Here is a 20519-nt window from a genome sequence, read left to right on the forward strand (position 1 = left end):
CGGTTGATGGCATGCGGCCCGTTTCCCAGATCGAACGCACGGTGGCGCCCTTCGAGGTCGTCAGTCCCTACCAGCCCAACGGCGACCAGCCGGCGGCCATCGCCGAGCTGGCCCGGCGCATCCAGGCGGGTGAGAAGGACGTCGTCCTGCTGGGCGCGACCGGCACCGGCAAGTCCGCCACCACCGCGTGGATGATCGAGAAGCTCCAGCGACCCACCCTGGTGATGGCGCCGAACAAGACGCTGGCCGCCCAGCTGGCCAACGAGTTCCGCGAGCTCCTGCCGAACAACGCGGTCGAGTACTTCGTCTCGTACTACGACTACTACCAGCCCGAGGCGTACGTCCCGCAGTCGGACACCTACATCGAGAAGGACTCCTCGATCAACGAGGAGGTCGAGCGCCTGCGCCACTCGGCGACGAACTCGCTGCTCACCCGCCGTGACGTGGTCGTGGTGGCCTCGGTGTCCTGCATCTACGGCCTGGGCACCCCGCAGGAGTACGTGGACCGCATGGTGCCGCTCCGGGTCGGCGACGAGATCGACCGGGACCAGCTGCTGCGCCGCTTCGTCGACATCCAGTACACGCGCAACGACATGGCGTTCACCCGCGGCACCTTCCGCGTGCGCGGCGACACTATCGAGATCTTCCCGGTGTACGAGGAGCTCGCCGTCCGCATCGAGATGTTCGGCGACGAGATCGAGGCGCTCACCACGCTGCACCCGCTCACCGGCGAGATCATCAGCGACGAGCAGCAGCTGTACGTCTTCCCCGCCTCCCACTACGTCGCCGGCCCCGAGCGCATGGAGCGGGCCGTCAACGACATCGAGAAGGAGCTCGGGGACCGGCTGGCCGAGCTGGAGAAGCAGGGCAAGCTCCTGGAGGCGCAGCGCCTGCGCATGCGCACCACGTACGACATCGAGATGCTCCGCCAGATCGGCACCTGCTCCGGCGTGGAGAACTACTCGATGCACTTCGACGGCCGCCTGCCCGGGTCCCCGCCCAACACGCTGCTCGACTACTTCCCGGAGGACTTCCTCCTGGTCATCGACGAGTCCCACGTGACCGTGCCGCAGATCGGCGCGATGTACGAGGGCGACGCCTCCCGCAAGCGCACCCTCGTCGACCACGGCTTCCGGCTGCCCTCCGCCCTGGACAACCGGCCGCTGAAGTGGGAGGAGTTCCAGGAGCGCATCGGCCAGACCGTCTACCTGTCGGCGACCCCGGGCACCTACGAGCTGTCCCGCGGCGACGGCGTCGTCGAACAGATCATCCGCCCCACCGGCCTCGTCGACCCGCAGGTCGTCGTCAAGCCCACCGAGGGCCAGATCGACGACCTGGTGCACGAGATCCGCAAGCGCACCGACAAGGACGAGCGCGTCCTGGTCACCACCCTCACCAAGAAGATGGCCGAGGACCTCACCGACTACTTCCTGGAACTGGGCATCCAGGTGCGCTACCTGCACAGCGACGTCGACACCCTGCGCCGCGTGGAGCTGCTGCGGGAGCTGCGCAGCGGCGAGTACGACGTCCTGGTCGGCATCAACCTGCTGCGTGAGGGCCTGGACCTGCCCGAGGTGTCCCTGGTGGCCATCCTGGACGCCGACAAGGAGGGCTTCCTGCGCTCCGGCACCTCGCTGATCCAGACCATCGGCCGCGCCGCGCGCAACGTCTCCGGCGAGGTCCACATGTACGCCGACAAGATCACCCCCGCGATGGAGCGGGCGATCGACGAGACCAACCGCCGCCGGGAGAAGCAGGTCGCCTACAACAAGGCGAACGGCATCGACCCCCAGCCGCTGCGCAAGAAGATCAACGACATCGTCTCCCAGATCGCGCGCGAGGAGATCGACACCGAGCAGCTCCTCGGCACCGGCTACCGCGCGAAGAAGGACGGGCGGCCCACCAAGGCGCCGGTTCCCTCGCTCGGCGACAAGTCCCTCAAGGGCGCCAAGGGCTCGAAGACCGTCAAGCCCGCCCACGGCAAGGCCCGCGAGACCGTCCCGACCGACAGCCCCGCCGCCGACCTCGCCGCGCAGATCGAGGAGATGACCGAGCGCATGCGGGCCTCCGCCGCGGACCTGCAGTTCGAGATCGCGGCCCGGCTGCGCGACGAGGTCTCGGAGATGAAGAAGGAACTGCGCCAGATGAAGGAGGCCGGACTGGCCTGACGCGCGGCCGGCCCGGCCCCGGTCCGGCTCGCCGCCCATGTCGATGTACGGCGCCGACGTGCCGTACCCGCCCACGCGCTGTGTTGCAGGACCGACACAAAGTGCGCTCCCGGGTACGGCACTGTCGGTGCCCTTGCGTAAGGTTCTGGTCAACCGCGCAGACCGCGGCAACAGGGGACGTTCGAGAGGGGAATCAGCGCGTGACCGTCAACATGACCAAGGGTCAGGCCATCAGTCTGCAGAAGAACGACGGGGGCAGCCTGACCGCGGTGCGCATGGGTCTCGGCTGGCAGGCGGCCCCCCGGCGTGGCCTGTTCGGCACCCGCACGCGGGAGATCGACCTCGACGCCTCGGCGGTCCTCTTCGCCGACAAGCAGCCCGTCGACGTCGTCTTCTTCCGCCACCTGGTGAGCGACGACGGCTCCGTGCGGCACACCGGCGACAACCTCGTCGGCGGTGTCGGCCAGGGCGGCGACGACGAGGCCATCCTCGTGGACCTCTCGCGCGTGCCCGTTCACATCGACCAGATCGTCTTCACCGTGAACTCCTTCACGGGCCAGACGTTCCAGGAGGTGCAGAACGCGTTCTGCCGCCTGGTCGACGAGACCAACGGCCAGGAGCTGGCCCGCTACACCCTCGCGGGCGGCGGCGCCTACACGGCCCAGGTCATGGCGAAGGTGCACCGCGCGGGCCCGGGCTGGACGATGACCGCCCTCGGCACCCCGGCCAACGGCCGCACCTTCCAGGACCTGATGCCGGCCATCCTGCCGCTGCTGTAGTACGGCGGCGACCGCACCGACAACACAAGACGCGACACAGGGGGAAGGCGATGACGGCCGAGCTGGTGCGGGGGCAGAACCACCCGCTCTCCCAGGCCCACCTCGAGATCAGGGTCTCGGCCGGCACGCCCGTCGTGGCCGCCGCGACGCTCGGCGACGACGGCGGCACCGTGCGGGGCGTCGAGTGGGTGGCCCACCCCGGGACGCCCACCCTGCCCGGACTGGAGGTCTCCCGGCAGGCGGCCGCCGATCACCGTCTGGCGGTCGACCTGGACGCCATGCCGGAGGCCGTGCACCGGGTGCACGTGCTGATCTCGCTCCCGCAGGCGGGCGGCGGCCCGGTCCGCTTCGGCGCCGTCGCCGCCCCCTTCGTCGCCGTCACCGGACTCGACGGCGGCGAGGTCGCCAGCTACACCATCACCGGCCTGGACAGCGAGTCGGCCGTCGTCGCCCTGGAGCTGTACCGGCGCCAGGGCGCCTGGAAGGTCCGTGCGGTCGGCCAGGGGTACGCCGGCGGACTCGCCGAGCTCCTCACCGACCAGGGCCTGCCGCAGGCCCAGCAGCTCGCGTCCGGCATCCACGAGGCCGTGGCCCAGGGGCTCGCCCGCTCGGTCCAGGCCCCGCCGCCCCGCACGGCCGACGGCGACCGCTCCCGGCAGACGGCCGCGTCCGCCCTCGGCCCGGACCAGAGCGGTCCCGCGCCCTACGGCACCCAGGGCCACCAGAACCCCGCCGGGCCGTACGCCCCCCAGGGCACCCCCGGCACCCCGCCCGTCCCGCCGGCCGCGGGCCCCGGGGCGGGGCACCCGTCCGGTCCCGCACCGGCGGACCCGTCGGCCGCCGGCCCCACCCCGCCGCCCACCGGCCCCGCCGGCGGCGGCCCGATCGACTACAGCCACCCGCGCCGCGGGACCACGGCTCCGCCCCCGCCCCCGCCGACCGCGCCCCCGGCCGCCCCCGGGCAGCCCGCCCAGCCCGTCGCGGGCGACGCGACCGGCTGGTCCATGGAGGAGCGCCTCTACAACCAGATCTGGGGGATGTTCGAGGACCTGGCCCGGACGACGGCCGCCTACCGCAGCGCCGTCGACTTCGCCGAGTCGCGCCTGGAGAAGGAGATCGACCAGGTCCTGTCCGATCCGCGCAACCGGATCGGTGGCCAGGGCGACGCGGCCCGCGAGGCCGCCCTCGCCCGGCAGACCCAGCTCGTCGACCAGGCCCGTCAGGCGCTCGACCGGGACCTGGCCCAGCTCGTCGCCGAGGCCGACGTCGTCGAGCCGGCGCTGCCGCCGGCCTTCGCAGGCTGGGACAACCCCGTGTGGCACTCCTACCGCGTGCCGATGGAGATCCCCATGGCCCTGCGCATCGGAGACCTCGGCCTGCCCGAGAGCGACCGGCTGCGCATCCCGCTGCTGGTCCGGCTGCCGCTGGAGCGCGGCCTGTGGATCGACAGCGGGCGCACGGCGATGGCCGACGACGTCTTCGTCGACACCCACGAGCGGCGCCGCCTGGCCATGGAGTCTGCGGTGGCGCACACGGCGCGCCTGCTCGCGGTGTACCCGGCGGACGAGTTCACCGTCCACCTCGTCGATCCGGCCGGCTCGGGCGCCCAGGCCCTCGCACCGCTGGTGCGCAGCGGGGTGCTCGCGGGGCCCCCGGCGCGGGGCGCGGCCGGGGTCGCGGACGTGCTGGGCCGGCTGACGCAGCGCGTCGACCTGGTGCAGATGGCGCTGCGCGGCGGCGTGGCGGACTCGCTGCCGCCCGACTTCGACACGGCCCAGCAGCTGCTCGTCGTCAACGACTTCCCGCACGGCTTCGACGACCGTGCCGTGACCCAACTGCGCTACCTCGCGGACGAGGGCCCGGCCGTCGGCGTACACCTGATGATGGTGGCCGACCGGGAGGACGCCGCCGGTTACGGTCCGTTGCTGGACCCGCTGTGGCGCTCCCTGCTGCGGCTGACGCCCGTGCCCGACGACCATCTGGCCGATCCGTGGGTCGGCCACGCCTGGACGTACGAGCCGGCGCTCGTGCCGCCCGGGAGCGGCGTCCTCGAGACGGTCCTGCGGCAGGTCGCGGCCGCCCGTACCAAGCGATCGTAAAGAGTGACTGAGCTGGGGTTTTGATCTTTCTTTTGCCAAGCACTTTACTCTTTCTTGGTCATTGGGGTACCGTAGTCCGCACGGAGGGGAGTACTCCCTGACTGCGGCGCTCTCGTCAGTACGGATCACTGGGATCCCGGGACGCCGGCCCTAGCGGGTGGAAGAGACCTCCGGCAGCGCGACGACGCTGACTACCTGCCGTTACGTCCTGCCGGAGGCGCAGTGGATGTTTCCATGACCCTGTGGGTCCTGACGATCGTGGGCCTCGCCGCCCTGATCGCGGTCGACTTCTTCATCGGCCGCAAACCGCACGACGTGTCCCTGAAAGAGGCGGGCATCTGGACCGGTGTCTGGATCGCCCTCGCCGGACTCTTCGGACTCGGCCTGCTGCTCTTCGGCGGCGGCCAGCCCGCCGGTGAGTTCTTCGCGGGCTTCATCACCGAGAAGTCGCTGAGCGTCGACAACCTCTTCGTGTTCGTCCTGATCATGGCGAAGTTCGCCGTGCCCTCGCAGTACCAGCAGCGCGTCCTGCTCATCGGCGTGCTCATAGCCCTGGTCCTGCGGGCCGTCTTCATCGCCGCGGGCGCCGCCATCCTCGCCAGCTTCTCGTGGGTGTTCTACCTCTTCGGCGCGTTCCTCATCTGGACCGCCTGGAAGCTCATCCAGGAGGCCCGGGCCGACCAGGAGGACGAGGAGTTCGAGGAGAACAAGCTCCTCAAGGCCGCCGAGCGCAAGTTCGGCGTCGCCGACCGCTACCACGGCACCAAGCTGTGGATCCAGCAGAACGGCAAGCGGGTCATGACCCCGATGCTCGTCGTGATGCTCGCGATCGGCACCACGGACGTCCTGTTCGCGCTCGACTCGATCCCCGCGATCTTCGGCCTCACGCAGGACCCGTACATCGTGTTCACGGCCAACGCCTTCGCGCTGATGGGCCTCAGGCAGCTGTACTTCCTCATCGGCGGCCTGCTCAAGAAGCTGGTCCACCTCAGCTACGGCCTGTCGGTGATCCTGGGCTTCATCGGAGTGAAGCTGGTCCTGCACGCCCTGCACGAGTCCGGTGTCCACGTCCCCGAGATCAGCATCCCCGTCTCCCTCGGCGTGATCTGCTCCGTGCTGGTCATCACCACGATCACCAGCCTGCGGGCCACCAGGAAGCAGACGGCCGAGACCGCGCCCAAGGACCGCATCGACGTCTGAGGAGTTCATGACCCAGCAGCAGGAACACCGGGAGCGGCGCTCGGCGCCGGCCGACCGCCGCTCCGGGAGCACCGGCCACCCGTCGTCCACCGACCCCGTGACGAGCAACCGGAGTGCGGCCCCCGGGCCCCTCTGGGACGATCGCAGCATGATCGCTCGGCTCAGGTCGCTCACACAGCGGTGGACGTCCCTCGTGCCGGTGCTCGCGGTGGTCCTGCTAGTCCTCACCTGGGGACGCGACCTGCCCGGCGCGGTCGTGGCCGTCGTGACGCTGGTCCTGGCCGGGGCGGTCCTGGCCGCCGTCCACCACGCCGAGGTGGTCGCGCACCGCGTCGGCGAACCCTTCGGTTCCCTGGTGCTCGCGATCGCCGTCACGGTCATCGAGGTCGCGCTGATCGTGACCCTGATGGCGGACGGCGGGGACAAGAGCTCCACCCTGGCCCGGGACACCGTCTTCGCCGCCGTGATGATCACCTGCAACGGTGTGGTCGGACTGTCCCTCATCGCCGCGTCCCTGCGCCACGGCACGGCGGTTTTCAACCCCGAGGGCACCGGCGCGGCCCTCGCCACGGTCGCCACCCTGGCCACGCTCAGCCTGGTGCTCCCGACGTTCACCACGAGCAAGCCGGGGCCGGAGTTCTCCACCGTCCAGCTCACCTTTGCGGCCCTGTCGTCGCTGATCCTCTACGGCCTGTTCGTGGCGACCCAGACCGTCCGGCACCGCGACTACTTCCTGCCCGTCACCCGGCAGGGCGAGGTCATCACGGGCGACGACCACGCCGGCGCGCCGTCCTCGCGCACCGCCCTGATCAGCCTGGGCTTGCTGGGAATGGCACTGATCGGCGTGGTGGGCCTCGCCAAGGGCGTCTCGCCCACCATCGAGTCCGGCGTGGAGGCTGCCGGACTGCACCAGGCAGTCGTCGGTGTGATCATCGCGCTGCTCGTGCTGCTGCCCGAGACCATCGCCGCCCTGCGCTCGGCCCGCCGCGACCGGGTGCAGACCAGCCTCAACCTCGCCCTCGGCTCCGCGATGGCCAGCATCGGCCTGACCATCCCGGCGGTCGCCCTGGCCTCCGTCTGGCTGTCCGGCCCGCTCGTGCTGGGCCTGGGCCCGACCCACATGGTGCTGCTCGCCCTGACGGTGGTGGTCAGCTCGCTGACCGTGGTCCCCGGCCGCGCCACACCCCTGCAGGGCGGGGTCCACCTAGTGCTGTTCGCGGCCTACCTGGAGCTGGCGATCAACCCGTAGCCGGACGCGAAGACCCGGGGCCCGGCGGCCGTCAGTAGGTGACGGTGATCCGCCGGGACGGGCCGTCGACGCGGACCGTGCCGCCGTAGGGGAGGACGAGCTGCGGGTCGGTGTGCCCGAAGTCCACGTCGAAGACGACCATCGTGTCCGGGGCGTAGGCCCGCAGGGCGCGCAGGACCGCCTCCCGCTGGCCCGCGGCGTAGCGGGCCCCCTCCTCTGGGCTGAGGGGCCGCTCGAAGGACCAGGTCTTGGGCCGGCCGACCAGCACGGCCGGGAAGCGCTGGAGCAGGCCGCGCTCACCCATGCTCCGCAGCGTGCGGAACACCTCCGTGTCGCTCGGCATCTCCTCCGAGGTCTCCAGCAGGAGCACGCCGCCGTCGTACACGGACAGGTCGTGGGAGACCTCGCGGTCGGCCATCAGCAGCATCGCCAGGATCTCCAGGCAGCCGCCCCAGCTGCGGCCCTCCAGCACCCGGTCGGCGTTCACCCAACCCCAGCCGGTGCCGGGCCGGGTCTCCGGTTCGGCCGCGAAGGTCGCCGGGTCGGCCCAGTCGCCGTCGACGTCGCGCCAGCGTTCGGCGGGCCGCAGCTCGAAGGGGCCGGGGGTGAACAGCGCGGCCCGCAGCGACTCCTCGGTCTGCGGGTGCAGGGCGCCGGGGCGTCCCAGCGCCGCCATCACCGTGGCGCCGTGGAAGCCGACGATGCCCGTGGCGTACAGGAAGGCCAGCAAGTTGGTGTTGTCGCTCATCCCGAAGAACGGCTTGGGATTGCTCCGGATCAGCTCCCGGTCCAGATGCGGCAGCACCGTGATCTGGTCGTCGCCGCCGATCGTCGCCATGACCGCCTTCACGTCCGGGTCGGCGAACGCCGCGTGGATGTCGTCGGCGCGCTGCTGGGGCGTCGCCCCCATCGTGCGGGTCGTCGGGTACTCGACGGGCTCCAGCCCGTACACCGTGCGCAGCCGCTCCAGGCCGAGCTCGTGGGGGCGCGGGAAGAGCCCCGGCAGGCCGGCGGAGGGGGAGATGACGGCGATGCGGTCGCCGGGGGCGGGCTTGGGCGGGCACAGGGGCGTCGTCATGGCGGGAGGCTACGGGCCCGCACCCCGGCGGCGCACCGTGATAAACCGGGGTCCGAGCAGCGGTCCGCCACGGCGGCCGCACCCATTCGACGGACCGGAGGAACCGTGCCCCGCACCCTGGCCAGCGCCCCGATCATGATCCTCAACGGCCCCAACCTGAACCTGCTCGGGCAGCGCCAGCCGGAGATCTACGGCAAGGACACGCTCGTGGACGTCGAGGCGCTGTGCGCCAGGACGGCGAAGGCGCACGGCGGCACGGTGGACTTCCGCCAGTCCAACCACGAGGGCGAGCTCGTCGACTGGATCCACGAGGCACGCCTGGACCACTGCGGCATCGTCATCAACCCGGGCGCCTACTCGCACACCTCGGTCGCGATCCTGGACGCGCTCAACGCCTGCGACGGCCTGCCGGTGATCGAGGTCCACATCTCCAACATCCACCGGCGCGAGTCGTTCCGGCACCACTCCTACGTCTCGTTGCGCGCCGACGGGGTGATCGCGGGGTGCGGGGTGCAGGGGTACGCGTTCGCCGTGGAGCGGGTGGCCGCGCTGGCGGGACCGGCGCAGGCCGACGCGTAGGCACGTCCGCAGGCGTCCCCACCGCCCCTCCTACAGCCGGCCCGCCTCCACGATCCGCCGCAGGAAGCGCCGCGTGCGCTCCTGCTGCGGGTCGCCGAACACCTGCTCGGCCGTCCCGCGCTCCAGCACCACGCCGCCGTCCAGGAAGCACACCTGGTCGGCGACCTCGCGCGCGAAGCCCATCTCGTGCGTGGCCAGCACCATCGTCATCCCGTCGGCCTTGAGGTCGCGGACGACGCCCAGCACCTCGCCGACCAGCTCGGGATCGAGGGCGGCGGTGACCTCGTCGAGCAGCAGCAGTCGTGGCCGGACCGCGAGGGCGCGCACGATCGCCACCCGCTGCTGCTGGCCGCCGCTCAGCCGGTCCGGGTACTCGTCCGCCTTCGCGACCAGCCCCAGCCGCTCCAGCAGCTCACGCGCGTGTGCCTCGGCCTTCGCGCGCGGGACGCCGTGCACGCGGCGCGGGGCGAGGGTGATGTTCTCCAGCACGGTCATGTGCGGGAAGAGGTTGTACGCCTGGAACACCACGCCGATACGGCGCCGTACCGCGTCCTGGTCGACGCGCGGGTCGGTGATCTCCTCGCCGTCCAGCCAGATCGCGCCGTCGTCGATGTCCTCCAGCAGGTTGGCGCAGCGCAGCAGGGTGGACTTGCCGGAACCGGAGGCGCCGATCAGGGCCGTCACCGTGTGCGGCGCGACCTCCAGGTCGACGTCCCGCAGTACGACCGAGCCGCCGAAGGTCTTGCGGACCGACTCCATCCGCAGCACGGGCGCGTCGCTCACAGTGCCCCTCCCTGGGCCCGCCGGCGGTCCATCCGGGCCGTGACCCAGTCCGTGAACCGCGTCATCGGGATGGTCAGCGCCACGAACACCAGGCCCGCGACGATGTACGGCGTGTAGTTCAGGCTGCGGCCGACGATGATGTCCGCGGCCCGTACGGCGTCGATCGCGCCGCCGATGGACACGAGCCCGGTGTCCTTCTGGAGGGACACCAGGTCGTTCAGCAGGGGCGGCACCTGGCGGCGCACCGCCTGCGGCAGGACGACGTGCCGCAGCGCCTGCCGGTTGGTCAGGCCCAGCGAGCGGGCCGCCGCACGCTGCGAGGGGTGGACCGACTCGATGCCGGCGCGGAACACCTCGGCGACGTACGCCGAGTACGTCAGCGTCAGTGCCGTACCGCCGAGCAGGACCGGGTCGACGGTCACGCCCTGCAGGCGCAGCGCCGGGACCCCGAGGACGACGATCATCAGGTTGATGATGAGGGGCAGCCCGCGGAAGAAGTCCGTGTAGGCCGCGGCGAGGGCGCGCAGCGGGAAGAACACCGGGCCGCGCAGGGTGCGGGCGATGGCGATGAGCATGCCGAGGACCAGCACGGCGGCGCCGCACACCAGCAGCAGCCGGACGTTCAGCCACAGGCCCTCCAGGACCTTCGGGAACGCCTCGCGCGCGTAGTGGGCGTCGAAGAACGTCTCCCGGGTGCGCGGCCAGCCGGGCGCGTTGACGACGACCAGGTACAGGACGACGCCGGTGACGAGGGTCGAGAGGGCGGCGACGGCCGTGGCGCGGCGGGCACGCGTGCGACGGTACCGTTCGCGCTCCAGCCGCCGCGGCGACGGGACGTACGCGTCCCGTGCGCCGGACTGCTCCTCCGTCACGGTCACTTGAGCACCGGCGCGTCGACGGCGTCGGAGAGCCACTGCTGCTCCAGCCGGGCGAGCGTGCCGTCCTTGCGCAGGGCGTCGACGGCGGACGTCACGCAGGAGGTCAGCGCGCTGCCCTTGTCGAGCACCAGGCCGAACTGCTCGGGCGTACCGGCCCTGTTCTCGAACTGGCCGACGATGGTGCCGTCGGTCACCTCGGCGGCGGTGATGTAGAACGCGGTCGGCAGGTCGGTGACGATGGCGTCGACCTGGCCGTTCTTCAGCGCGGACTTGGCCTGGTCGTTCTTGGCGTAGACGGCCGCCTGGTGGGTGGGCCGCACGACGTCGTCGATGTAGTCCAGGCTGGTGGTGCCGACCTGGGCGCCCAGCTTGAGGCCCTTGAGGTCCGCGATGCTCTTCGCCCGCGCGGCCTTCGTGCCCTTCAGCGCGATGACCGCCTGGCGCACGTCGTAGTAGCCGGAGGAGAAGTCCACGGCCTTCTTGCGCTCGTCGCTGATGGACACCTGGTTGATGTCGAAGTCGAAGGTCTTCTCGCCGGGCGCGAACGCCTTGTTGAACGGCACGCTCTGCCAGACGACGGCGCTCTTGTCGTACCCGAGCCGCTGGGCCACGGCATAGGCCACGGCCGACTCGTAGCCCTGGCCGTTGGCGGGCTTGTCGTCCTTGAACCACGGTTCGTACGCCGGTTCGTCGGTGGCGACGGTCAGCTTGCCGGAGGTCCTGGTGGCCAGCTTGCCCGGGGCGCAGGCGGTGCTCGCGGTCGATCCGGAGGGCGAGGCCTTCGCCGACTCCTCGGGCTGCGGGGCGCAGCCGACGGCGGTGGCGAGCAGGGCGACGGTGACGGCGACGACGGCACGGCGCAGCGCGCGTGGAGCAGGGTGCATGGCGGGAGATTGACACCCGGGGTCCCGTTTGTCGAGGTCATGCGATCATCTGTCCGCATGGTGGGAACGGGTGTTGCGGCCGTGTGAACAGCGGCCCGCCCGGGCCGCCGGCCGAGGGCGGGAGATGGGGACCGGCGGCCCTGCCGAGCGGGAGCCGTCATCCCGCGCGGGGCTGCCCCCAGTTGACCGCGCGAGGAGCTCCGCGGGGAGCGCGCGCGGACCACCGGCGCGTGCGCGCGCTTCACACGGGGCGCGCGCACGGCAGTTCACCCCCCGCGCGCGCCCGCGTCCGCTCGCACGGGGCCCGGCACGTCACCAGCCCCGCGCGCCCGCGTCCGCTCGCACCGGCCCCGGTGTTTCACCACCCCCGCGCGTGCCACTCCGGCAGGTGCGGGCGCTCCGCGCCCAGTGTCGTGTCGTTGCCGTGGCCCGGGTAGACCCACGTCTCGTCGGGGAGCGTGTCGAAGATCTTCGTCTCGACGTCGTGGATCAGCCGGGCGAACGCCTCCGGGTCCTTGCGGGTGTTGCCCACTCCGCCCGGGAACAGGCAGTCCCCGGTGAAGACGTGGGGATGCCCGTGCGGGTCGTCGTAGACGAGGGCGATGGAGCCCGGCGTGTGGCCGACCAGGTGGCGCGCGACGAGCTCCACCTGACCGACCCGGATCACGTCGCCGTCGTCGACCCGTACGTCGGTCGGCACCGGGATGCCGTCGGCGTCGTCGCGCCCCGCGTACGTGCGCGCGCCCGTGGCGGCCACCACCTCGGCGAGCGCCTGCCAGTGGTCGCCGTGCTGGTGGGTGGTGACGACGGACGCGATGCCGTCGTCGCCGATCGTGCCGAGCAGGGTGTGCGCGTCGTTCGCCGCGTCGATCAGCAGTTGCTCGTCGGTGGCCCGGCAGCGCAGCAGGTAGGCGTTGTTGTCCATCGGGCCGACCGCGATCTTGGTGATCATCAGGTCCTTGAGCTCGTGCACGTCCGCGGGACCGCCGACCCGCACCTCTCCGCTGTACGTCATGGCGGCAGCCTATAGCGGGGGCAGCGTGGGCAGGGGCCCGCCGGTGGCGGTCAGTCCCGAGCCGTCGCGGCGGCCGGCGAGTCAGCCCAGGAGGTCGGCGGCCGGGCCCGTGACGGTCACCTCGGGGGCGTCCGCGGCCCGCCCGGTGCTCCACGCGCGTGTGCCGTCCGTCACCCGGGTCGGCGGCACGTCCGGGTTCCCGGAGAACCGCTGGGTGAGGAAGTCGATCTCGCGCTCGGTGAACTCGGCCGGCAGGTCCTCCAGCTCGTACCCGATCCCGAGGTCCACGTGGTGCAGCTCGACCTCGATCCAGCGCCGGAACGGCACGCGCGCGGCGGAGTCGGTGACGCCGTTGCGCAGCTCCACCGTGCGGGTCCAGTCCGCGGGGACCGCGCCGGCCTCCTGGAAGCGCGCGCCGCTCTCGCGCAGGTCGGCGAGCTGGGCGGCCGCCGGGCGGGGCGCGTCCCGCTCGATGTCTTTGTCGCGGGCGTCCCCGGAGGCGTACATCGGACGCCCCTTGAGCACGTTCACCAGGGCGTCGGCGTTGCGGGCGAGGTGGGCGAGCACGTGGCCGCGGCTCCAGCCGGGCAGCCGTGACGGCTCGGCGAGGGCGGCGTTGTCCAGGGCGGCGACTGCGGTCAGCAGCCGGTCGGTCGCTTCGCGTACAGACGCCAGGTCATGAGCGTGATCAATCATGGTGCTGACCCTAGCCGCGCCACTCCTTCGGGTGAAGGTGGCGAAGCCGGACCATAAATCGAATGCGCGTGCTATAAGGTCGGGCGTGGCGTCGGGCATGCTGGAGAGCTGGGGATTGTTTGCATCCAGTGAACCAACCCGGGAATCCGACCGGCGTTGTCAGTGGCTCCCCCTAGTCTGAAAGAGACGGGGGCCCCGCCCCTGTCTCTTCTCTCAAGAAAGGTGCGGACCGGCGTGGCCGACCGTCTCATCGTCCGTGGCGCGCGCGAGCACAACCTGAAGAACGTCTCGCTCGAGCTGCCCCGTGACTCGCTCATCGTCTTCACGGGCCTGTCCGGGTCGGGCAAGTCCTCCCTGGCCTTCGACACGATCTTCGCCGAGGGCCAGCGGCGCTACGTGGAGTCGCTCTCCTCGTACGCCCGCCAGTTCCTCGGCCAGATGGACAAGCCGGACGTCGACTTCATCGAAGGCCTGTCGCCCGCCGTCTCGATCGACCAGAAGTCGACCTCGCGCAACCCGCGCTCGACGGTCGGCACCATCACCGAGGTCTACGACTACCTGCGCCTGCTCTTCGCGCGCATCGGCAAGCCGCACTGCCCCCAGTGCGGCCGGCCCATCTCGCGCCAGTCGCCGCAGGCCATCGTCGACAAGGTCCTGGAGCTGCCGGAGGGCAGCCGCTTCCAGGTGCTCTCCCCGTTGGTGCGCGAGCGCAAGGGCGAGTTCGTCGACCTCTTCGCCGAGCTGCAGACCAAGGGCTACTCCCGCGCGCGCGTGGACGGCGAGACGGTCCAGCTGTCCAGCCCGCCCACGCTGAAGAAGCAGGAGAAGCACACCATCGAGGTGGTCGTCGACCGCCTCACGGTGAAGGAGTCCGCCAAGCGGCGCCTGACCGACTCGGTCGAGACCGCCCTCGGCCTGTCCGGCGGCATGGTCGTGCTCGACTTCGTCGACCTCCCCGAGGACGACCCCGAGCGCGAGCGGATGTACTCCGAGCACCTGTACTGCCCGTACGACGACCTGTCCTTCGAGGAGCTGGAGCCGCGCTCCTTCTCCTTCAACTCGCCCTTCGGCGCCTGCCCCGAGTGCACCGGCATCGGCACGCGCATGGAGGTCGACCCGGAACTGATCGTCCCCGACGAGGACAAGTCCCTCGACGAGGGCGCCATCCACCCCTGGTCGCACGGCCACACCAAGGACTACTTCGCCCGGCTGATCAACGCCCTCGCGGACGCCCTGGGCTTCCGGACGGACATCCCCTTCGCCGGTCTGCCCCAGCGCGCCAAGAAGGCCCTGCTGCACGGCCACAAGACCCAGATCGAGGTCCGCTACCGCAACCGGTACGGGCGCGAGCGCGTCTACACCACGCCCTTCGAGGGCGCGGTGCCCTTCGTCAAGCGCCGCCACAGCGAGGCCGAGAGCGACGCCAGCCGCGAGCGCTTCGAGGGCTACATGCGCGAGGTGCCCTGTCCGAGCTGTCAGGGCACGCGCCTGAAGCCGATCGTCCTCGCGGTGACGATCATGGACAAGTCCATCGCCGAGGTCTCCGCCATGTCGATCAGCGACTGCGCGGACTTCCTCGGCGAACTGAAGCTCAACGCGCGCGACAAGAAGATCGCCGAGCGGGTGCTGAAGGAGGTCAACGAGCGGCTGCGGTTCCTGGTCGACGTGGGCCTCGACTACCTCTCGCTCAACCGCGCGGCCGGCACACTCTCCGGCGGCGAGGCCCAGCGCATCCGCCTGGCCACCCAGATCGGCTCCGGCCTCGTCGGCGTGCTCTACGTCCTCGACGAGCCGTCCATCGGCCTGCACCAGCGCGACAACCACCGGCTGATCGAGACCCTGGTCCGGCTGCGCGACATGGGCAACACCCTGATCGTCGTCGAGCACGACGAGGACACGATCAAGGTCGCCGACTGGATCGTCGACATCGGCCCCGGCGCCGGCGAGCACGGCGGCAAGGTCGTCCACAGCGGTGCCCTGAAGGAGCTCCTCGCCAACGAGGAGTCGCAGACCGGCCAGTACCTCTCGGGCCGGAAGTCCATCCCGCTGCCCGACGTCCGGCGCCCGCTGGACCCCTCGCGCCGGCTCACGGTGCGCGGCGCCCGGGAGAACAACCTGCGGGACATCGACGTCTCCTTCCCGCTCGGCGTGTTCACCGCGGTCACCGGCGTCTCCGGCTCCGGCAAGTCGACCCTGGTCAACGACATCCTGTACACGCACCTGGCGCGCGAGCTGAACGGCGCCCGCGCCGTCCCCGGCCGGCACACGCGCGTGGACGGCGACGACCTCGTCGACAAGGTCGTGCACGTCGACCAGTCGCCGATCGGCCGCACCCCGCGCTCGAACCCGGCGACGTACACCGGCGTCTTCGACCACATCCGCAGGCTGTTCGCCGAGACCACCGAGGCGAAGGTCCGCGGCTACCAGCCCGGACGCTTCTCCTTCAACGTCAAGGGCGGTCGCTGCGAGAACTGCTCGGGCGACGGCACCATCAAGATCGAGATGAACTTCCTGCCGGACGTCTACGTCCCGTGCGAGGTCTGCCACGGCGCCCGGTACAACCGGGAGACCCTGGAGGTCCACTACAAGGGCAAGTCCATCGCCGAGGTGCTCAACATGCCGATCGAGGAGGCGACCGGGTTCTTCGAGGCGGTCCCCGCGATCGCCCGCCACCTCAACACCCTCAAGGACGTCGGCCTGGGCTACGTGCGGCTGGGTCAGTCCGCGACCACGCTGTCGGGCGGCGAGGCCCAGCGCGTCAAGCTCGCCAGCGAGCTGCAGAAGCGCTCCACCGGCCGCACGGTTTACGTGCTGGACGAGCCGACCACCGGTCTGCACTTCGAGGACATCAGCAAGCTGCTGAAGGTCCTGTCCGGCCTGGTCGACAAGGGCAACTCGGTCATCGTCATCGAGCACAACCTCGACGTGATCAAGACCGCCGACTGGGTCATCGACATGGGCCCCGAGGGCGGCGCGGGCGGCGGCGTGGTGGTCGCCGAGGGCACGCCGGAGGAGGTCGCCGGGGTGCCGACCAGCCACACCGGCAAGTTCCTGCGCGAGATCCTCGGCGCCGACCGGATCAGCGACGCCGAGCCGGTCAAGGCCCCGCGCAAGGCGGCGAAGAAGACGGTCGCCGTCAAGGCGACGGCCAAGAAGACCGCCACCGCCCGGACCGCTGCCACCGGGACCGCCGACGGCGCGACGGCCAAGAAGGCGGCCGGAGCCACGAAGGCGGGCGCGGCGAAGAAGACGACCCGGGCCCGCAAGGCCTGAGGTCCGTCCTCATGGCCTGACGGCCGACGCGACGAGCGGCACCGAACCCAGGACGGCGCCCCGCGGGAACTCCCCGCGGGGCGCCGCCCGTTGTCACCCGGCGCCCGCCCGCCTCAGAACTCCCCGACCTCCCGGGCGTACGGCGGCTCGGCGCCCGCTCGGGAGCAGGTGACCGCCGCCGCGCGCGCCGCGAACCGCAGCAGCCGCTCCCAGCCCGCCGGGTCGAGCCCGGACAGCGCCTCCTGCGAGAGCGCGTCCAGCCGGGCGAGCCCGTGCAGCAGGGCGGCGTTCACCGTGTCGCCCGCGCCGATCGTGTCCACCACGTCGACCCGCTCGCCCGGCACCGAGTGCACCCCGCCGCCCCGGGTGTAGGCGGTCAGACCGTCGCCGCCCCGGGTGACCACGACCGCCGAGGGGCCGGCCGCCAGCCATTCCCCGGGCGTGCCGCCCAGCCACCCGGCGTCCTCCTCGGACAGCTTCAGCAGGCTCACCGAGGGCAGCCACGTCCTGAACCGCGCCCGGTAGGCGTCCGCGTCCGGGATCAGCCCCGGACGGATGTTCGGGTCGAGGGCGGTGAACACCCCGCTCGCGGCCGCGCCGCGCATCAGCTCCTCGTACGCGCTCGCCCCGGGTTCCAGGACCAGTGAGCAGGTGCCGAAGGAGACCGCGCGCGTCCCCGCGGGCAGTGCGGCCGGGACGGAGAACAGGCGGTCGGCGGTGCCGTCCACGTAGAACGAGTAGGAGGCCGAGCCGTGCGCGTCGAGCGTGGCCACCGCGAGGGTGGTCGGCTCCGGGCCGCGCTGCACCGCGGAGACGTCCACACCCGCGCCGCGCAGCCCGTCGAGCAGGGCCTCGCCGAAGGCGTCGTGGGACGTCCGCGAGCAGAACGCGGTGGGGGAGCCGAGGCGGCCGAGGGCCACGGCCGTGTTGTACGGGCCGCCGCCGAGCGCCGGCCGCAGGGGCGCCAGGGCGCCCTGGCCCTGCGGTACCAGGTCGATCAGGGCCTCACCGGCGACGACGATCACGGGCGGTCTCCTTCCTCGGGCTGCTCCTCGGGGCAGCCGCAGGACGTGCGGTGGACGAAGGCGCAGGGCAGCCGCACGGTCCGGGCCGGCCGTCGCGGGGCGTCGAGGCGTTCGAGCAGGACCCGTACAGCCACGGCGCCGATCTCCCGGCTGGGCTGGGCGATCGCGGTGAGCCGGGGCGAGAACAGGTCGGCCCAGGCGAAGTCGTCGAAACAGCACAGGGCGAGGTCCTCGGGCACCGACCGACCCCGGTCGCGCAGGGCGCGCAGCGCGCCGATGGTCATGGCGTTGTTGCCGGTGACCAGGGCCGTCGGCGGGACGGCGAGCGACAGCAGCCCCGCCGTGGCCCGCTGGGCGCCCTCCGACGCGGAGTCGCCGTGCACCAGCAGCCGCTCGTCGTACGGCAGCCCCGCCGCGGCGAGGCCGAGCCGGTAGCCGGAGATGCGTTCGGCGGTGGTGCTGAGGCCGGGCAGACCGGCGACCAGGGCGATCCGGCGGTGCCCGCGCTCCGCGAGGTGGGTGACCAGCCGGGACATCGGCTCCGTGTTCTCGGCGCACACCTGGTCGAAGCGGGGTGCGTCGTCGACCTCCGCCGAAGCTCCTGCCGGCGTGTCCACGGTGCGGTCGAGGAGGACCGCCGGGACGCGGTGGCGGGTCAGGTAGGCCAGCAGCGCACTCGGCTCGGCGGACGGGGCGACGATCATGCCGTCCACGCGCCGCTCGTGCAGCAGCTGCACCACGGTGCGCTCGTGCTCCGGGTCGTCGTGCGGGTCGGCGATCAGCAGGCCGTAGCCGTGCTCCAGGGCGCTCGCCTCGACGCCCTGGAGGATCTCCGTGAAGTAGGGATTGCTGATCGCGGACACCGCGAGGCCGATGGACCGGGTGCGGGCGGTGACCAGGGACCGGGCGAGGGTGTTGGGGGTGTAGCCCAGCACCTCGATGGCGTCGAGGACGGCCTGCCGGGTGTGGGGGAGGACCGGGCGGGTGTCGTTGAGCACGTGGGACACGGTGGCCACGGACACACCGGCGTGCCGGGCGACGTCGGTCATGGTCGGCATGGTGCTCCCACCCTCTCTGCTCCGTCCCTCCAGCGGGGGGACCGTACCGCATCCCGCATGGGCGCGTAAACGCTTACGCAAGCGTTTACGCGAACGCTTACGTACCCGTCCACTATCGTGCCCCAGGTACCGACCTCGGCCCCGCCCCGTGACACCCGTGACCCCTGGAGCCCGCATGTCCGCCCGCCCCTCCGCGACCCGCCGCACCGTCCTGCGGGGAGCGGCCGTCGCCCCCGTCGCCGGTCTCGGCGCCGCCGCCTGCTCGCCGACCGGCGGGACGACGGCGCGCGCCACCCCGACGGCGCCGGTCGAACTGGGGTCGGAGAGCGAGGTCCCGAAGGGCGGGGCCCGGCTCTACCGGGACCACGACGTGGTCGTCAGCCGGTCGGACGACGGCACGCTGAAGGCGTACAGCTCGATCTGCACGCACGCGGGGTGCGCGATCAACAAGCTCGACGGGACCACCCTGATCTGCCCCTGCCACGGCAGCGAGTTCGACGCCATGACCGGCAGGGTGCTGCGCGACCCGGCCACCGAGCCCCTGCACGAGCTGCCGGTGAAGGCCGAGCGGGGCACGATCGTGGCGGGCCCGGGAGCCTGAAACCCGCACCGCCGGGGATCCGAGAGCAGCACCTCAGGAGGACGGCCCCGGACACCCGCCACACCCACCGGCCGCACCCCCGCAGCCCCAGCCCGTCACTCCCAGTCCCACGCGATCCCCGGCATCCCCGACCGCACCCGCGGCTCGACCAGGTGGACCGAGTGGTGGCGGCGGCTCAGGGGCAGGTCCTGGCGGCCCCCGCGGGGCGCGGCCGGCGAGTGCTGGACGAAGCGGTGGCAGCGCACCGGCAGGGCGCGCGCGTCGAAGCGGACCTGGAGGGCGTACTGGCCGCCCGCCGGACCGTGGCCGCGCACGTACTCGCGGCAGACGCCCGCCGTGCCGTCCTCGACGGCGTACCGGAAGAGGAAGGTGTCACCGGCGCGCAGCCGGGTGTCGAACAGCAGCTCGGCGACGAGGATCCCGGTGGCCGGGTGCAGGCGCACCCGCCCGGTGCGGCAGTTCTCCAGGGCGTGCACGGCCATCCGCTCGGGCGCGCAGCCGGGGTCCCCGTGGTGGACGGCGACGAAGCGGTCGACGCCGTCGCGGTGCGCGCGCACGATGTGGTGGGACTCCCGGCCGAGCAGTTCGCGGCGGGCCCCGATGCGCACCCGTTCGTGGTGGCCGAGGGTGTGCAGGCCGCCGTCGAGCGGGGCGCCGAGGTCTCCGAGCAGACGGTGCAGGACCTCCGACGCCTCCTGGACGGAGCGGTAGGAGCGTGCCGCGGGCCGGCCGGACCCGGTCGCCGGGCCGGTGTCGGCGAGCAGCCGGATCAGTGACTCCTCAGGCAGCTGGAGGATCTCCTCCAGGGCCCGTACCGCGCGCAGCGACTCGGGGCGCTGCGGGCGCCGGGCACCCTGCTGCCAGTAGCTCAGACTGGTGACGCCCACCCGCACCCCGTGACGCGACAGGTGGTGCTGGACGCGCTGCAGGGGCAGCCCGCGGGCGGCGATGGCGGCACGCAGCGCGACGTGGAAGGGGCCGCCCCGCAGGGCCGTGTCCAGTTCCGCGGCGGCGACACCGGCCGCGGCGTCCGCGTGCTGTGTGGCGTGCGGCATGGCAGGGGCCCTCTTCTCTGTGAAAGCTCACAACGGCTGGTCAGACCGTCGCGCGTCAGTGCTCGGGGCCTCCCCGTGGACGCCGGGCCTCGTCGCGCT

Annotated in this window: 16 protein-coding genes and 1 pseudogene; 8 read left to right on the forward strand and 9 right to left on the reverse strand. The window is 72.0% G+C overall.

The window, feature by feature from the left end; translation table 11 throughout:
- The first annotated feature begins 11 nt into the window (after window positions 1-11).
- The 5 genes from uvrB to AQJ30_RS11500 all read left to right on the forward strand — a co-directional run bounded on the left by uvrB (window position 12) and on the right by AQJ30_RS11500 (window position 7495).
- Complete coding sequence (uvrB, locus tag AQJ30_RS11480) at window positions 12-2168, forward strand: excinuclease ABC subunit UvrB (RefSeq protein WP_067232079.1); 2157 nt, start codon at window positions 12-14, stop codon at window positions 2166-2168.
- 200 nt (window positions 2169-2368) lie between these two features.
- Window positions 2369-2947 (forward strand): TerD family protein, encoded by a 579-nt coding sequence (locus tag AQJ30_RS11485; RefSeq protein WP_067232081.1) that lies wholly within the window; start codon window positions 2369-2371, stop codon window positions 2945-2947.
- Between the two features lie 50 nt (window positions 2948-2997).
- Window positions 2998-5046: a TerD family protein gene (locus tag AQJ30_RS11490; RefSeq protein ID WP_067232084.1), complete on the forward strand. Its 2049-nt coding sequence runs from the start codon at window positions 2998-3000 to the stop codon at window positions 5044-5046.
- 222 nt (window positions 5047-5268) lie between these two features.
- On the forward strand, window positions 5269-6246 hold the full coding sequence (locus AQJ30_RS11495; protein ID WP_079083973.1) for a TerC family protein: 978 nt from the start codon (window positions 5269-5271) through the stop codon (window positions 6244-6246).
- Window positions 6247-6394: 148 nt separating this feature from the next.
- A complete protein-coding gene (locus tag AQJ30_RS11500; protein ID WP_067232691.1) occupies window positions 6395-7495 on the forward strand; it encodes a calcium:cation antiporter in 1101 nt (366 codons plus the stop codon).
- A 31-nt stretch (window positions 7496-7526) separates the two neighbouring features.
- On the opposite strand, the gene AQJ30_RS11505 is transcribed toward AQJ30_RS11500, so the two are convergent.
- Entirely contained in the window at window positions 7527-8573 is a 1047-nt protein-coding gene (locus AQJ30_RS11505) for a S66 family peptidase (protein ID WP_067232088.1), read from the reverse strand.
- Between the two features lie 105 nt (window positions 8574-8678).
- Here AQJ30_RS11505 and aroQ point away from each other — a divergent pair, with 105 nt between their 5' ends.
- Window positions 8679-9152, forward strand: coding sequence for a type II 3-dehydroquinate dehydratase (aroQ, locus tag AQJ30_RS11510; RefSeq protein ID WP_067232093.1), 474 nt, complete (start codon window positions 8679-8681; stop codon window positions 9150-9152).
- Between the two features lie 30 nt (window positions 9153-9182).
- Here the strand turns inward: aroQ and AQJ30_RS11515 are convergent, their stop codons facing one another.
- The 5 genes and pseudogenes from AQJ30_RS11515 to AQJ30_RS11535 form a co-directional block, all read right to left on the reverse strand.
- Complete coding sequence (locus AQJ30_RS11515; protein WP_067232694.1) at window positions 9183-9911, reverse strand: amino acid ABC transporter ATP-binding protein; 729 nt, start codon at window positions 9909-9911, stop codon at window positions 9183-9185.
- A 20-nt stretch (window positions 9912-9931) separates the two neighbouring features.
- Window positions 9932-10813 carry an amino acid ABC transporter permease gene (locus tag AQJ30_RS11520; protein WP_067232096.1) on the reverse strand — a complete coding sequence of 294 codons (882 nt, stop codon included), beginning with the start codon at window positions 10811-10813 and terminating at the stop codon, window positions 9932-9934.
- A complete protein-coding gene (locus AQJ30_RS11525) occupies window positions 10810-11697 on the reverse strand; it encodes an ABC transporter substrate-binding protein (protein WP_067232098.1) in 888 nt (295 codons plus the stop codon). Before AQJ30_RS11525 ends, AQJ30_RS11520 begins: the two co-directional genes overlap by 4 nt.
- 358 nt (window positions 11698-12055) lie before the next feature.
- Window positions 12056-12712, reverse strand: a complete 657-nt coding sequence (locus AQJ30_RS11530) for an MBL fold metallo-hydrolase (protein WP_067232100.1) — start codon at window positions 12710-12712, stop codon at window positions 12056-12058.
- A 9-nt stretch (window positions 12713-12721) separates the two neighbouring features.
- Window positions 12722-13408 (reverse strand): annotated as a pseudogene (locus AQJ30_RS11535) (maleylpyruvate isomerase family mycothiol-dependent enzyme).
- A 234-nt stretch (window positions 13409-13642) separates the two neighbouring features.
- On the opposite strand from AQJ30_RS11535, the gene uvrA reads away from it, so the two are divergent.
- Window positions 13643-16681 carry an excinuclease ABC subunit UvrA gene (gene uvrA, locus AQJ30_RS11540; protein ID WP_067232103.1) on the forward strand — a complete coding sequence of 1013 codons (3039 nt, stop codon included), beginning with the start codon at window positions 13643-13645 and terminating at the stop codon, window positions 16679-16681.
- Between the two features lie 113 nt (window positions 16682-16794).
- On the opposite strand, the gene AQJ30_RS11545 is transcribed toward uvrA, so the two are convergent.
- Both AQJ30_RS11545 and AQJ30_RS11550 read right to left on the reverse strand, forming a co-directional pair.
- Window positions 16795-17706 (reverse strand): carbohydrate kinase family protein, encoded by a 912-nt coding sequence (locus tag AQJ30_RS11545; protein WP_067232105.1) that lies wholly within the window; start codon window positions 17704-17706, stop codon window positions 16795-16797.
- A complete protein-coding gene (locus AQJ30_RS11550) occupies window positions 17703-18764 on the reverse strand; it encodes a LacI family DNA-binding transcriptional regulator (protein WP_067232107.1) in 1062 nt (353 codons plus the stop codon). Before AQJ30_RS11550 ends, AQJ30_RS11545 begins: the two co-directional genes overlap by 4 nt.
- A gap of 175 nt (window positions 18765-18939) precedes the next feature.
- On the opposite strand from AQJ30_RS11550, the gene AQJ30_RS11555 reads away from it, so the two are divergent.
- Window positions 18940-19365, forward strand: coding sequence for a Rieske (2Fe-2S) protein (locus tag AQJ30_RS11555; protein ID WP_067232115.1), 426 nt, complete (start codon window positions 18940-18942; stop codon window positions 19363-19365).
- A gap of 95 nt (window positions 19366-19460) precedes the next feature.
- Here the strand turns inward: AQJ30_RS11555 and AQJ30_RS11560 are convergent, their stop codons facing one another.
- Window positions 19461-20420 carry a hypothetical protein gene (locus AQJ30_RS11560; protein ID WP_067232118.1) on the reverse strand — a complete coding sequence of 320 codons (960 nt, stop codon included), beginning with the start codon at window positions 20418-20420 and terminating at the stop codon, window positions 19461-19463.
- Window positions 20421-20519: the final 99 nt, after the last annotated feature.

This window comes from Streptomyces longwoodensis (genome assembly GCF_001514125.1).
Classification (GTDB): Bacteria; Actinomycetota; Actinomycetes; order Streptomycetales; family Streptomycetaceae; genus Streptomyces; species Streptomyces longwoodensis.

Coding starts and splice junctions, on each gene's coding strand:
- uvrB (WP_067232079.1), top strand. CDS start 12: ATGCGGCCCGTTTCCCAGATCGAACGCACGGTGGCGCCCTTCGAGGTC.
- AQJ30_RS11490 (WP_067232084.1), top strand. CDS start 2,998: ATGACGGCCGAGCTGGTGCGGGGGCAGAACCACCCGCTCTCCCAGGCC.
- AQJ30_RS11500 (WP_067232691.1), top strand. CDS start 6,395: ATGATCGCTCGGCTCAGGTCGCTCACACAGCGGTGGACGTCCCTCGTG.
- AQJ30_RS11505 (WP_067232088.1), bottom strand. CDS start 8,573: ATGACGACGCCCCTGTGCCCGCCCAAGCCCGCCCCCGGCGACCGCATC.
- AQJ30_RS11515 (WP_067232694.1), bottom strand. CDS start 9,911: ATGGAGTCGGTCCGCAAGACCTTCGGCGGCTCGGTCGTACTGCGGGAC.
- AQJ30_RS11525 (WP_067232098.1), bottom strand. CDS start 11,697: ATGCACCCTGCTCCACGCGCGCTGCGCCGTGCCGTCGTCGCCGTCACC.
- AQJ30_RS11530 (WP_067232100.1), bottom strand. CDS start 12,712: ATGACGTACAGCGGAGAGGTGCGGGTCGGCGGTCCCGCGGACGTGCAC.
- AQJ30_RS11550 (WP_067232107.1), bottom strand. CDS start 18,764: ATGCCGACCATGACCGACGTCGCCCGGCACGCCGGTGTGTCCGTGGCC.
- AQJ30_RS11555 (WP_067232115.1), top strand. CDS start 18,940: ATGTCCGCCCGCCCCTCCGCGACCCGCCGCACCGTCCTGCGGGGAGCG.
- AQJ30_RS11560 (WP_067232118.1), bottom strand. CDS start 20,420: ATGCCGCACGCCACACAGCACGCGGACGCCGCGGCCGGTGTCGCCGCC.